12 protein-coding genes are annotated in these 13,496 nt (G+C 43.9%); 8 read left to right on the top strand and 4 right to left on the bottom strand.

What is annotated here, in order from left to right; all coding sequences use genetic code 11:
- Positions 1–29: 29 nt before the first annotated feature.
- Positions 30–290 carry a hypothetical protein gene (locus SYN7509_RS0200575; RefSeq protein ID WP_009632421.1) on the bottom strand — a complete coding sequence of 87 codons (261 nt, stop codon included), beginning with the start codon at positions 288–290 and terminating at the stop codon, positions 30–32.
- A 157-nt stretch (positions 291–447) separates the two neighbouring features.
- On the opposite strand from SYN7509_RS0200575, the gene SYN7509_RS0200570 reads away from it, so the two are divergent.
- Positions 448–2,541 (top strand): FAD-dependent monooxygenase family protein, encoded by a 2,094-nt coding sequence (locus tag SYN7509_RS0200570; protein ID WP_009632422.1) that lies wholly within the window; start codon positions 448–450, stop codon positions 2,539–2,541.
- 93 nt (positions 2,542–2,634) lie between these two features.
- On the opposite strand, the gene SYN7509_RS0200565 is transcribed toward SYN7509_RS0200570, so the two are convergent.
- The 3 genes from SYN7509_RS0200565 to miaB all read right to left on the bottom strand — a co-directional run bounded on the left by SYN7509_RS0200565 (position 2,635) and on the right by miaB (position 6,103).
- A complete protein-coding gene (locus SYN7509_RS0200565) occupies positions 2,635–3,693 on the bottom strand; it encodes a D-alanine--D-alanine ligase family protein (protein ID WP_009632423.1) in 1,059 nt (352 codons plus the stop codon).
- A 98-nt stretch (positions 3,694–3,791) separates the two neighbouring features.
- The gene (locus SYN7509_RS30565; RefSeq protein ID WP_009632424.1) at positions 3,792–4,586 is read right to left on the bottom strand and encodes an acyltransferase; all 795 of its coding nucleotides are present in this window, start codon (positions 4,584–4,586) and stop codon (positions 3,792–3,794) included.
- A 146-nt stretch (positions 4,587–4,732) separates the two neighbouring features.
- On the bottom strand, positions 4,733–6,103 hold the full coding sequence (gene miaB, locus SYN7509_RS0200555; protein ID WP_009632425.1) for a tRNA (N6-isopentenyl adenosine(37)-C2)-methylthiotransferase MiaB: 1,371 nt from the start codon (positions 6,101–6,103) through the stop codon (positions 4,733–4,735).
- 148 nt (positions 6,104–6,251) lie between these two features.
- Between miaB and SYN7509_RS0200550 the strand changes: the two genes are divergently transcribed.
- The 7 genes from SYN7509_RS0200550 (at position 6,252) to SYN7509_RS0200525 (ending at position 13,491) form a co-directional block, all read left to right on the top strand.
- Positions 6,252–6,485 (top strand): hypothetical protein, encoded by a 234-nt coding sequence (locus SYN7509_RS0200550; RefSeq protein WP_009632426.1) that lies wholly within the window; start codon positions 6,252–6,254, stop codon positions 6,483–6,485.
- Positions 6,486–6,539: 54 nt separating this feature from the next.
- Complete coding sequence (locus tag SYN7509_RS0200545) at positions 6,540–7,874, top strand: efflux RND transporter periplasmic adaptor subunit (RefSeq protein ID WP_009632427.1); 1,335 nt, start codon at positions 6,540–6,542, stop codon at positions 7,872–7,874.
- Entirely contained in the window at positions 7,871–11,104 is a 3,234-nt protein-coding gene (locus tag SYN7509_RS0200540) for an efflux RND transporter permease subunit (protein WP_009632428.1), read from the top strand. Before SYN7509_RS0200545 ends, SYN7509_RS0200540 begins: the two co-directional genes overlap by 4 nt.
- Before the next feature lie 55 nt (positions 11,105–11,159).
- Complete coding sequence (locus tag SYN7509_RS31160; protein ID WP_255327274.1) at positions 11,160–11,288, top strand: hypothetical protein; 129 nt, start codon at positions 11,160–11,162, stop codon at positions 11,286–11,288.
- 2 nt (positions 11,289–11,290) lie between these two features.
- Positions 11,291–11,542, top strand: coding sequence for a type 1 periplasmic-binding domain-containing protein (locus tag SYN7509_RS27420; protein WP_009632430.1), 252 nt, complete (start codon positions 11,291–11,293; stop codon positions 11,540–11,542).
- Positions 11,543–11,753: 211 nt separating this feature from the next.
- Positions 11,754–11,885 (top strand): hypothetical protein, encoded by a 132-nt coding sequence (locus SYN7509_RS31155; RefSeq protein ID WP_009632431.1) that lies wholly within the window; start codon positions 11,754–11,756, stop codon positions 11,883–11,885.
- 19 nt (positions 11,886–11,904) lie between these two features.
- A complete protein-coding gene (locus SYN7509_RS0200525) occupies positions 11,905–13,491 on the top strand; it encodes an iron uptake porin (protein ID WP_009632432.1) in 1,587 nt (528 codons plus the stop codon).
- The last annotated feature ends 5 nt before the right edge of the window (positions 13,492–13,496 follow it).

Here is a 13,496-nt window from a genome sequence, read left to right as displayed (position 1 = left end):
TATCTACCTTAATTTATGCTCATCTACGGCTAAAAACCAGAGGCTAAGACTCGTTTTTCAGTAAAGCTTTCCCAAGCATTTGCCACTACATCGCTTAACCATTGACGTTGCTGCATATCTAGTAAACTGTCATCGGCTAACAACTGCGCTGTTAGTTGTTCCAATGATTGCCCTTCAGCACTGACAATTCTAATTACGCCAGCGATCGCGGCGGCAACCATTTCTTCGTCAACCGGCTTTTGATGAAGGGCGACAATTTCTTGAGGACTAGCGGGAATTGGGTAAGGCATGGCGTAACGTTAAAAGTGTGAGGATTTTAATAAACTTGACTTAGTTGTAAACTTTCTTAAACAAATTCTCATTTATCTTGTAAAGGAAGTGTAGCGCAATCTGCCAATTTGTCAACTCTGCCTTTCTAAGTATTTAACTAGGAGTTAAAATCGCCGAATGAACGAAATCCTATATATAGAAATTCCTACCCCTGAAACCGCCTCTGTAAGCCAGTGGCTGCATGAGGAATGGCAACCTCTTACCGGAGAAAAAGTAACTACTCCCGTGGGTGTGAGATTGCAGATAGCTAAGACTACAAGCCCCGGATCGCTTATTTCTGAAACTCCGCAACTTTCTATTTTTACGTGGTCAGTACAACGCACAACTTATCTAAAAGTATTTCGGATGGGCGATCGCCCATTTCCTAACGAACAAAAAATCTTACAGCAGTTGACAAGTCAGGTACAGATCAAGTTTCCCCAGTTGTACCCAGAACCACCCGCCATCGATCTAGCTAGTTGTAATATTTTTGAAGCTTTAGCCCCTTATTATCCCTTGACAGCAAAGTATTTTCAAAAAATGCCCAATGGGGAAGCCGATCTTCAGCGCGTCTACTGGTGGGAACAGAGGTGGCGTGAAGGAGTGCGTAAAGACCAGCAACCCAAGCAAGTAGTATTTTCTCATCAAGGACAAACCGAGCAAAAACCTGAGTACGATCTAATTTATGTTGGCGGTGCGCTGGGAGTAATTCACGCCGCAGTTATGGCACAGTTGGGCTATCGCGTGTTATTGCTAGAACGCCTACCTTTTGGCAGAATGAACCGGGAATGGAATATTTCGCGCTCGGAGTTGGAAAGCTTGATTGACTTGGGTTTACTAACTCCTACGGAAACTGAAAGTATTATTGGTAGAGAATATACCGATGGATTTAATAAATTTTTTGATGGCAATAATCTTAGTCACCTAAAATCGGTAGTATTGCATACCCCTACAGTATTAAATGTCTGGATAGAATACGAGAAATTGTTGCAACTATGCGGTGAAAAGCTCAAAGCCTCTGGTGGTGACATTTGGGACTCTACAGAATTTATGCAAGCAGATGTTCACCAGTCTGTAGTTACAGTCACTATTAAAGATTTAAAAAACTTTACAGAACGAAAAGTAAGCGGACGTTTATTAGTAGATGCGATGGGAACAGCTTCGCCGATCGCATGGCAATTAAATGGCAAACGAGCTTTTGATAGCGTTTGTCCCACTGTAGGAGCGGTGGTAGCTAGTGGTTTTAAGCCTGGGGTATGGGATAGCAACTATGGAGACGTATTAAATAGTCACGGCGATATTTCGCGGGGAAGACAGTTAATTTGGGAGTTGTTTCCGGGAGCGGGAGAAGAATTAACTATTTACTTATTTCACTACCATCAAGTAAATAAGACTAATCCCGGCTCATTGTTAGAAATGTATGAAGACTTTTTTGCAATTTTGCCAGAGTATCGGCGCTGCGATTTAGATAAATTAGTGTGGAAAAAACCAACATTTGGTTATATTCCAGGACATTTTAGTAGTGATAGTAGCGATCGCACGGTAGCTTTTGACAGATTAATTGCGATCGGTGATGCGGCTTCTTTGCAGTCTCCGTTAGTATTTACGGGGTTTGGCTCATTAATCCGCAATTTGGGACGCTTAACGGAGCTTTTGGATACCGCTTTGCAACACGACTTATTAAGCGCCAAGCACTTAAATCAAATTCGCGCCTACCAAAGTAATATTGCCGTCACTTGGCTATTTTCTAAAGGGATGATGGTTCCCACCGGGAAATACTTACCACCGCAAAGAATCAACTCGATGCTCAATACATTTTTTGGATTATTGGCGGACGAACCCTTAGAAGTAGCAGATAACTTTATTAAAGATCGATTTACTTGGTTTACTTTTAATCGCTTGGCGCTCAAAGCAGCTTTCAAAAATCCCGCTTTATTGCCTTGGATTTGGGATTTGGCAGGAGCGAAAGATATTTGGCGGTGGCTGGGGAATTATGTAAATTTTGGCATTCACGCCTTAATTAGTGCGATTTTTGCCTCTTGGTTTCCCCAATTAATTCGCCGTCTCCAGCCTTCGCTAGAACCTCGTTTTCCGGCATTATGGTTCAAGTTACTTAACATTAGTTACGCGCTGACGGCGGGATTGGGACAACCCTATACAAACGTGCGAAAAGTAGCGACAACAATAGAAAAAAGGGAGACAGAATTAAGTAGTCAAAATTTTAATTATTAAAGGTTATGTGAGGATTCATTATTGGTACAAAAATCAGTATTTGCGATCGCTTTTAACTCTAAAGCTTAAGGGCGATCGCGCCTTTAATTGCCACTAAATTCTTTCTAAAGCAAGTTGAATCAACCTGTCTACTAATTCGGGGAAAGAAACGCCGCTTTTTTCCCATAATTGCGGGTACATACTTGTAGCAGTAAATCCTGGTAAGGTATTAATTTCATTAATTAATACTTCTTTTGTAGCTTCTACATAGAAAAAGTCTACTCTTGCTATTCCCGCCGCATCGGTGGATTTAAAAGCTTGCAAAGCCATATCTTGAGCTTTTTGGGCAATTTCTGCGGGGATATTTGCGGGAATAAATAAGTCAGCTTTGCCTTGACTGTACTTTGTTTCGTAGTCGTAAAAATCGCTATTGTAGGTAATTTCCCCCACTACTGAAGCTTGGGGATTGTCGTTACCTAGTACAGCGCATTCTATTTCACGTCCCACTGCTGCCGCTTCTATAATAATGCGTCGATCTAAACTAGCGGCGTGGTCTAAAGCTTTTTCTAGTTCGTTGCGCGATCGCACTTTGGCAATTCCTACCGACGATCCTAAATTAGCTGGTTTCACAAAGCAAGGATAACCAAGTTTTTGCTCGATTTCGTCGCCCAATTTGGAAAAGATACAAGGATTTGACCAGACTTGAGAACGGTTAATCGCCATATATTCTACTTGGGCTAATCCGACTTGAGCAAAAGCCATTTTCATCGCAATTTTATCCATCCCCAGTGCCGAACCCAGTACCCCCGAACCTACAAAGGGAATTTGCATTAGAGTCAACAATCCTTGGACTGTACCATCTTCGCCATTGGGCCCGTGGAGAATGGGAAACCAAACATCTATATCTTCAACTTGGGCGGGAAATTGCCAAGGGCTGAGTCCTTGGGTATTACTATCTTCTGTTTGTAGGGGTACGCCCGATTCGAGAACATTTTGGGGCAATTGTCCCGATCGCCAGATACCATCTTTTTGAATATAAAAAGGTAGGATCTCGTACTTGTCGGCGTTTTGGCTAGATTTTAAAGCTAGGGCGATCGCACTGGCGGAACGAATCGACACTTCATGCTCTCCCGAACGTCCACCAAATAGCAGCCCTACTCTTAATTTTGTCATCCTCACGTCCCCTTTAGCCTATCGATGGGCATAGCCTATCATAGGTACTTGTCGCACTTCTACCCAAGGAGATGATATTTTATTTAGACGAATCTTGCTCAAGTAGGAAATTCGTAAGGTAATACCGTAGAATCTAAGTGCTTGACAATTTGCTGAGGATTGCCAATAACTACGACATTTTCTGGCACTGATTGCCGGACAATTGTACCTAGCCCAACTATCGAATTTCTGCCAATTTTTACACCTTTTAAAACTGCGCTTTTACTAGCAATCCAAACATTTTCGTTGATATAGATTGGCTTTGTTTTTGTTATTGCTTTTGGACTCCAGCGATTTATCTCTATACTATGAGCGTCGGTATCCATAATTAAAGCGTCGCTTACCATGCACAACTTTTCTAGGTCTATAGAGCTTTCTGATAATATATTTGTGCCATTGAAATAGCAATGATTGCCCACCGTAATAAATCCAGCATTACCCCGCGATGTAATAATGTTTTGCACGCCGTAGTAATTGGCAAAATGACAATCGTTCCCGATTTTTATCGAGCCTTTTCCTTCTAATGCTATGATTGAACCAGCGATGCTACAATGGCTGCCGATAGATACACAAGCTGATGAATCGCGAACAGTAATTTTATTTGGTAGGTTTTTAGTAGCGACAAATGAGCAGTAATCGCCAATTACTACTTTGCCTTTTCCTTCTACAGAAAAAGCACCTTTGATTTTGACTCCTGCGCCAAATGTTACCTGCGGGTATTGCCAGCGATATTTAATTAGAATTAATTTGAAAATAACTAACTTGATTATTTCAATTAATGATTTATTTTTAGCGCGTTGAACTATTTTATCAATAATTGAACCGCGCGGCAGAGTAATACTAGAATCTGTCATAATTATTCAATTAAAAGGTAAATATATTCAAGATATACCAATCAATTAAAATATATAAGAACAATTTTATCGCTAAAAGTTACATATTTATCGCTGTTTAATTAGAGCAAAGAGAACTTTTTTAGCGGCTCTTTGCTCCGGTTAGTTTATACGGCTAAAACTTGCCTAACTTCGACGGATTCACCTGTCAAGCTGAAAGCACGAGCTTCAGTAATTTTAACTTGGACGAGTTTACCTTTTAGTTCGTTAATATCGCCCCTAAAAAAGGTTAAACGATTACCGCGAGTTCTACCCATTACTTGAGTTGGAGTTTTGGGGTTTTGGTCTTCAACTAGCACCTCCTCAACTCGATGGAGATAGCGCTGATTTCGCATCTCTGCTTGGATAGATACTAAATGATTTAGTTGTTGTAAGCGATCGCTCTTTACTTCTTCGCTCAACTGATTATCCCACAAAGCCGCCGGAGTACCAGGACGAGGAGAATAGGCGGCGGTATTGGTGTGATCGAAGACAATATCGGTCATTAGTTTAAGAGTATTGTTAAACTGCTCCTCCGTTTCTCCAGGAAAAGCGGCGATCGCATCTCCACTAATGGTTGCATCGGGTACATAACGCCGAATAGTATCAATAATCCGGCGGTACTTCTGGTGAGTATATCCCCGCGACATCAATTTGAGGATTTCGTTATCCCCCGATTGAAAGGGAATATGGAAGTGTTCGCACACCTTGGGTAATTCAGCGCAAGCTTTAATCAAACGCTCGGTAAAATAGCGCGGGTGGCTGGTAGCAAAGCGTAGGCGCTCAATTCCCGGCACATCATGGATGAAATAGAGCAAATCAGTTAATGTGTGCTGATGCCTGCCTTCGGGGGTTGTTCCGGGCAAATCTCGCCCGTAAGCATCAATATTTTGTCCGAGTAAAGTTATTTCCTTGTAACCCATCTTTGCCAACCGTTCAATTTCGGCGCGGATAGCTTCAGGAGTGCGCGACTGTTCGATTCCGCGTACATTGGGGACAACGCAATAAGTACAACGCTCGTTGCAACCATAGATTACATTTACCCAAGCCGTTACTGTACTATCGCGGCGAGGTGTTGTGATATCTTCCGCAATATGCGCGGACTCAGTCGCTACTACCTGATTGCCGTTATATACTTGTTGTAGCAAGTCCTCAAGGCGGTTGGCGTGTTGCGGGCCCATGACTAAATCTAGTTCGGGAACTCGCCTTAATAAAGCTTCTCCTTCTTGCTGGGCAAGACATCCGGCAATTACTAAAGTTAAATGAGGCTCTCTGTGCTTGCGCTTGGCTTGTTTGCCTAAATAGGAGTAAACTTTTTGTTCGGCGCTGTCGCGAATAGTACAAGTATTGTAAACAATTAAGTCTGCATTGTTGGGGTCTTCTGACCACTCAAAGCCCATATTTTCAATAATCCCCGCCATCCGTTCGGAGTCGGCTTTATTCATTTGACAGCCGAAAGTAGTGATATGGTAGCGTTGCTTTGTAGTAGTCGTGTCCATTTATCAGCCAAGAATAATAAAGAAGTTGCCCGTTATTAATTATAGTTTTTGCTGCCCTGTAGTAGGATATTACCTAGTTGATGTTGCTCAGAAATTGTTAGAGGCGACCTAAAACAGACTCAAAGCTAAAAATCTGGAGCAACAAGTATTGTGCATACAGCAAGCTTCGGCAACTCAAGTATCAGTGGTAGAAACCGCGATCGCCGATGCTGTATTACTATTAAATTTTTTGCCTCGCCCTTTTCTATCTCCATCGATAGAATTGATGGAGAGCAAGTTCAAGGCAAGGCTGGATTTAGTAGAAGCAACTAGACAAACCCCAGAGGAATTAGGAATGTCTGACCATTTTCTCTATATCGGTAGAAAGAAAAAAGTTTTATAGTTTGATTTCTCACTTTTCTCAAAAACCTTATTCACTTTAGGGGCTTGATTAACTATGAAAACATTAGAAAATCAAAGTTCGCCGCCACCAAAAGTAAAATCTCGTCGTTTCTTCAAGAAATCTTATTTAAAAATACTCGCACTTCTATTATTGTTGGGTGGCGGTGCAACCATTTGGCGGCTACTTACTCCAGAAGTCGCACCCCCACCAGAAATGGCTCAAGGAATGCCCCCAACACCCGTTGAAACCGTTGCTCTTAAACGTGGTGAAGGAGTAAGACGCATTCAGTTAATAGGACAGATTGAGGCAAGTAAAAGCGCTACGCTCCGTACCCAAGCGGCGGGGACTGTAGAGCGGGTTTTTGTCGAGGTGGGCGATCGCGTCACGCCAGGAATGACCGTTGCGACCCTTGACGATGCCGATCAACAACTAACCTTAGCCGAAGCTCAAGCAAGACTAGCACAGGAACGCAGCGAACTTGCAAGCTTACAAGTCGGTACTCGACTTGAAATTATTGCCCAACGTCGAGCCGAACTCCGTTCTGCTCAAGCGCGAGAACAAGAAGCCCAACAAAACCTTGCTCGTTACGAGCAATTAGTCGCCGCCGGGGCAATTAGCGAGCAGGCGTTATTAGAGGAAAGGGCAGAACTTGATGCCACAAGGGCAGAACGGGTAAAAGTACAAGCAGCGCTGGCCGAAGCAACCGCAGGCCCCACCCGTGAAGAAATTGGGGCGCAACAAGCCAGCGTTACGGCGGCAACAGCGGCCGTTAATCAGGCTCAATTGGCGTTGACACGAACAAAAGTTACAGCTTCCACCACCGGAATTGTGCGATCGCGGGAAGTCAGCACCGGGGATTTAGTCGAGAGTCGAGATCCATTATTTACTTTAGTCAATAGCAACGAGTTGGATGTTTTTCTCGAATTACCAGAGCAACTGAGCGGTAGCATTACCCCCGGTTTGCCGGTCGAAATAACAACCCGCGCCCTCCCCGACTGGGAAGGAATCGCCACTATTAGCGGTGTAATCCCTTCGGCCAATGCAGCGTCGCGGCGGCAATTAGTCCGGGTACGGTTACAAAATCCACCTCAGAAATTGTTGCCTAAAATGGCGGTGGCTGGAGAGCTACAATTGCCAATCGATCCCTCTAGCTTTGTTGTTCCCCGCGATACTCTAGTTCGGCGCAATGAAACTTGGCTAGTTTATACCGTGTTAGAAGGCAAAGCAAAGGAAGTTGAGGTAAAACTCGTCGTCGATATGGGCGAAACTATGGCAATTTCTAGTAACCAGTTGCAAGTCGGGCAACCCGTTGTCGTGCGGGGTAGCGAAGCTTTAATGCCTGAAGCGCCCGTACAGGTTGTTGAGCCAAATACAAAACCAGAAACATGAATCTAATTGAAACAGCAATCCGTTGGCGGCATGGCACTTTTGTTTTATTCTTTTTGTTAGCAATGTTTGGATTGGTGGCCCTGTTTGGATTGCCTTTAGAACTACAACCGGGAGGCGATCGCCCAGAAATTACAATTTCTACACCCTACATTGGTGCAGCCCCCGCAGAAGTGGAAGATTTGATTACGCGCCCCATTGAGGATGTGCTAGAGGAAATTGAAGGGGTGCAGGAAATCACCAGCCAAAGTTTATCGGGCTTCAGCACAATTACGATGGAGTTTCAGTGGGGGACGGATGTGGATGCGCGGCTAGTTGCCGTTCTCAACAAACTCCAGCAATTAGAAGCATTACCAGAAGAAGCGGGAGAATCTGATATTCAGGTCGCCAGTGGCAATAATAACCCGATGATGTGGATTGTCTTAAAACCAAAACCAGGTTATCAAACTGACTCTAACCGTTACCGCGATTTGATTGAAGAAACTATCGAACCAGCATTGCGACGAGTGGAAGGGACAAGCCGATTTTTTATTGTTGGCGGTCAAGAACGGGAAGTAGAGATTCTTGTCGATCCTCAAGGGTTATCCGATCGCAATCTGACTCTCGCTGATGTTACAGACACCCTAAGAACCAATAACCGTGATATTCGCGGCGGACCCTTGGTACTGGGAAAACGCGAATATCAGGTACGCACCGTCAACCGAGCGCAACTATTAGACCAATTTAAAAGCTTTGTACTACGACGAGACGATAGCGGAACGGTGTATTTGGGGGATGTCGCCAATATAGAAATGGGGCGCAAGTTTCAAGATAGTGCCTTTTTGTATAACGATAGCCCCTCGGCGGGAATTGGGATTATCCGCCGGGTGGGAGCCAATGTACCCCAGGTATCGGAGGGAGTTCGAGCCGTTTTAGCCAATTTAGAGGCGCAGTTCGATCGCCAGAAACAAGGGGTTGATTTTGAGATTCTCTACGATGAAAGCACCTATATTGACCAGTCAGTGTCCAATGTCCGAGGCGATTTAATTACTGGTGGAGTGTTGGCGATCGCTGTATTGCTGTTATTTTTAGGCTCCCTCCGCACGGTTGTAGTAGTTGCCATTACTATTCCCCTCGCCATGATTGTTGTATTTGTGGTTAGTGCTTTGTTGGGGCGGAGTTTAAATATTATCAGTTTGGCAGCTTTGGGGTTTGCGGCGGGGATGGTGGTTGATAATGCGATCGTGGTCGTTGAAAACATCTTTACCCATATGCAGCAGGGAAAAAGTCGCCTGCAAGCAGCCATTGATGGCACTCAGGAAGTGGGAGGCGCAATCTTAGCGGCAACCTTGGCAAACGTGGCAGTATTTGCGCCTCTAGTGCTGGTGACGGGAGAAGTTTCCGAGTTGTTTGTTGATATGGCAATTACAATTACGGCGGCGGCGGTGTTATCAATGTTTGCCTCGTTGACATTGCTACCCATGTTGGCTAGTTTATTTCTCAATCCCGCCGAAGCACAGCAAACATTTCAATTGGGATCTAGCGAGGCTGAAGGACAAGGTAGCAATAACTTTTTGGAGCGCTCTATTATGCAGACTTCCTTTGCTTTTAGACGACTGCAAAGTAAGTTAGAAAGCTTTTTGTTAGCAACGGTAGGTTGGGCATTGGGCCCGCGTCGAATCAAGCGGAGGTTGGTATTGCTATCTATTCCGATAGTATTGCTGGCTTCTAGTATTTTGTTGCTACCACCCGCCGATTATCTGCCTCAAGGAAACCTCAATTTTGTATTTTGGTTAACCGAGACGTTTCCCGGAACCAGCGTTCCTGAATCTATACAACTATCTGCACCAGCCCGATCCTTCCTTAAACAGCAGCCAGAAATCTCCAGCACTTTTTTTGCTAACTTTCCCCAGTTTCGCGGGATTGGAATTTCTTTAAAGCCAGAATCGGCGACGGGTAGTGGACTTGCGGAGATGGAACAACGATTGACGGGTCAAAGTTTTGGCTATCCCGGCTATAAATTTATGTTTCCGATCCGGTTTCCCATTTTCAACGATCCGGGCAAATCTTTTGAAGTACAAATTATTGGCCCCGACCTCAAACAACTCAGTCAGCTAGAGCAACAGTTGATTCAACAAATTTCTACCTTACCAGGGGTTGCTAATGCTCGTGCAGACTCCATTGATGGCGCTCCGCAACTACAAGTTATTCCCGATCGCACGCGACTTGCAGAAGTGGGTTTATCAGAAGCCGAAGTTGGAGCAATGGTAGAAGCGGCTTTAGGAGGACGTTTTGCTTCGGAATTTGTGGAGGGGAAAGAAGAATTGGATGTAACTGTACAGTTGCAAAACGTTTTTGTCGAAACCCCCGAACAGTTGCGGCAATTGTCCCTGTTTAGTTCTCAAATTCCTCAAAATTTAACGGCAGAAACCGGAAGTGAGTCTGATGTTTCCTCTCAAGCAACTGGTGGCGGACGAGTTCAGTTAGCAGATGTGGCAACGGTGAGGGAGACTACGGGCCCTGGGGTGATTAATCATGTCGATTTAGAACGTTCTACTACTCTCACAGTCAGCCTGACTCCTGACGCGCCCTTGGGACGGCTTATACAGCAAACTGAGGAGCAGATTTTGTCCCCCTTACGAGCCAAATTGCCCCCAGATTTTCGTTTAGAATTAGCGGGTTCTGCCGATCGCTTATCGGAAACTGTAGGACAACTTGCTTCGGCTTTTTTGTTTTCAGTAATTATTACTTACTTGCTTTTGGTTGCCCTGTATCGTTCGTTTTTATATCCTTTAGTAATTATGGCAACTGTACCAATAGGATTAACCGGAGCTTTGCTAAGTTTAGTTTTTGCTAACTGGATTCCTGGTGCGATCGTGCCTTTAGATATGATTACAGGATTAGGGTTTTTGATTTTAACCGGAGTGGTTGTAAATAACGCCATTCTAATCGTGGAGAGGGTGCTACAGCTTCAAGAGGAGGGGCAAAAGTACGATGAATCTCTTTACAATGCTACGCGCGATCGCCTCCGTCCCATTTTCATGTCTGCGGGTACGAGCATTTTGGGAATGGTTCCTTTAGCCATCTTTCCCGGACAAGGTTCGGAACTGTATCAGGGGTTAGGAATTGCTTTAACTGGAGGATTGGCGTTTTCTACGATTTTGACTCCGACAGTTGTTCCGGCATTAATGGCACTATTGCAAGACTTTTCTTGTGATCGCTCTAAGGCTAAAACCACCGAAATTCAATCCTAAAATCTACTCCAGCCAGTTGTATAACGTCTGCACTGCACGGCAACCAACTAACCAAATGGAAAACTTTGTTGATGCAAATACTGATTTAATTATTCTCAATACTGCCGATAGTAAAGGTATAGCACCAGCAATTGACAATGTCCGACGAGCAGCTAAAGTTGTAATTGCGGTGGGATTGGTGTAGATTTGGCAGCTAATCAAGCACAACGCAAAGATTTCTTTATTGTCGGGGTGGATGGTGCGCCCGAAGCGATAAAAGCGATCGCATTCAAAGAAGGTTTGTATGCAGCAACAGCGACGCAAAGCCCTAGAGGAATGACACAAAAAGCGGTGCAAGTTGGGAACGATATTTTAAACGGCAAAAAACCTAGCAATCTCAACATTTTGATTCCCATGCAGTTAGTAACGCGAGAAAATGCGAGTACCGCCCAAGGCTGATAGGTCAGAAGTAAAGAATTGCAAAGTCTCTCTAAGGTAAATCTTTAGGTACATACGTTGGGTGTTTGCCTCTACCTATGATGTAGATAACTGCAAATCCTGCAAGTTTTAGATGTGGGAACAGTTTTTAGGCAAAATCAGAGCGATCGCTTTAATTTACTTTCCATAGCTTGAACTAGCAAACTCACAAGTGTTTTTGCAGGAGTTTTTTATGTCAACAAATATAGAAAAATTATTTTCGCCGTCATCAATTGCCACCCCAGGATTAGAAATGCAAGGGATTGGCATTTGCTCAGGTTTGAGTAGTCGATTGCTTAACAACCATACAACTATCAAATTTTAAGTTTGTAACCGGAGGAGTGATGAACAACTATGTGTTAACACCAACCCTTATATGTACAGGTTTAGTTACTGGTTTAATTAATTTTGAAAGTGCGATCGCTCAAGAGAATACATTAGGTCAAGTGACATCAGTTTCGCAACTATCAGACGTACAACCGACCGATTGGGCATTTCAATCATTACAGTCTTTAGTTGAACGTTATGGGGTTATTGCTGGCTATCCTGACGGGACTTATCGGGGAAACCAAGCGATGACGCGCTACGAATTTGCGGCGGGTTTAAATGCGGCTTTAGATCGAATTAATGAAGTAATTGCTTCGGGTACAGCTAACGCCGTTACTAAAGAAGACTTGGTAACTCTGCAAAGATTACAATCGGAATTTGCAACGGAACTAACTGTTTTACGGGGACGAGTGGACAGTTTAGAAGCACAAGCGGCGGAACTTGAAGCCAATCAATTTTCTACTACTACTAAACTTAATGCTGAAGTTGTCGTTGGTTTAGCAAGTGTAGTTGCGGGAGAAAATGCCAATGGTGAATCTATTGATACAGTCCCAACTTTAAGTCAACGAGTACGGCTGAATTTAGATACTAGCTTCACAGGTAGAGATTTACTCACAACTCGCTTGCAAGCTAATAATGTTACGCCTTTAGGCGGTACAAATAGCGGCCCATTGCTAACTAATGAGGGTCGATTAGAGTTTGATGGCGATAGTAATAATCAATTTGGTTTAGGGTTGCTGCGCTACCGCTTTCCTTTAGGTGATAAAACAAATTTTTACCTGGCGGCGACGGGTAACGGTTTTGTAGACTTGGATGCTTCAGCGCAATTGAACCCTTACTTTGATGGCGGTGCGGTTTCCTTGTTTGCCTTGCGTAACCCCATCTACAACTATAGCGGTGGTTCGGGGGCGGGAATACAACACTTTTTTGGGGACAGTATAGAAGTAAATTTAGGTTATTTAGTCCCTAGTAGCACGGCGGCTAATCCTAACGAAAAAAATGGTTTATTTGATGGAGTTTACGCAGGTTTAGCGCAAGTAATTATTAGTCCGAGCGATCGCACAAAAATCGGCTTAACTTATATCAATAGCTATAGTCCATCTTTCTTTACTACTGGCGAAGGTATAGACCCAGATTTAAACCCTGACTTTGTACCCTTTGGAACTAGCACGGGCAGCAATTTATCTAATACTAACTTTGGCAGGGCTGTATCTACTAATGCCTACGGCGTATCAGGCACTTTTGTTAATCCCAATTTTTCTATTGGTGGCTGGGTAGGATACGCCAACCAGCGCTACATCGGTAGAGGCGATGCGGATGTGTGGAATTGGGCGATTACTTTAGCATTTCCCAATCTAGGCAAAGAAGGCAATCTAGGCGGTCTTTTAGTCGGGATGGAACCCAAAGTAACGAGTATCGACAGTACCTTAAATAACGGTGAAGCCGACCCCGATACCTCTCTGCATCTAGAAGCTTTTTACCGCTATCAAATATCTGACAACATTGCCATCACTCCCGGCGTAATTTGGCTAACTGCACCGAATCACAATAATAACAACGATGACATAGTAGTTGGTGTAGTTAGAACAGTTTTTAAATTTTAAAGGAG

The sequence above is a fragment of the Synechocystis sp. PCC 7509 genome (genome assembly GCF_000332075.2).
Taxonomy (GTDB): domain Bacteria; phylum Cyanobacteriota; class Cyanobacteriia; order Cyanobacteriales; family Chroococcidiopsidaceae; genus Aliterella.
Note: the sequence above shows the minus strand (reverse complement) of the source record. Positions and strands in the feature narration are given on the sequence as shown.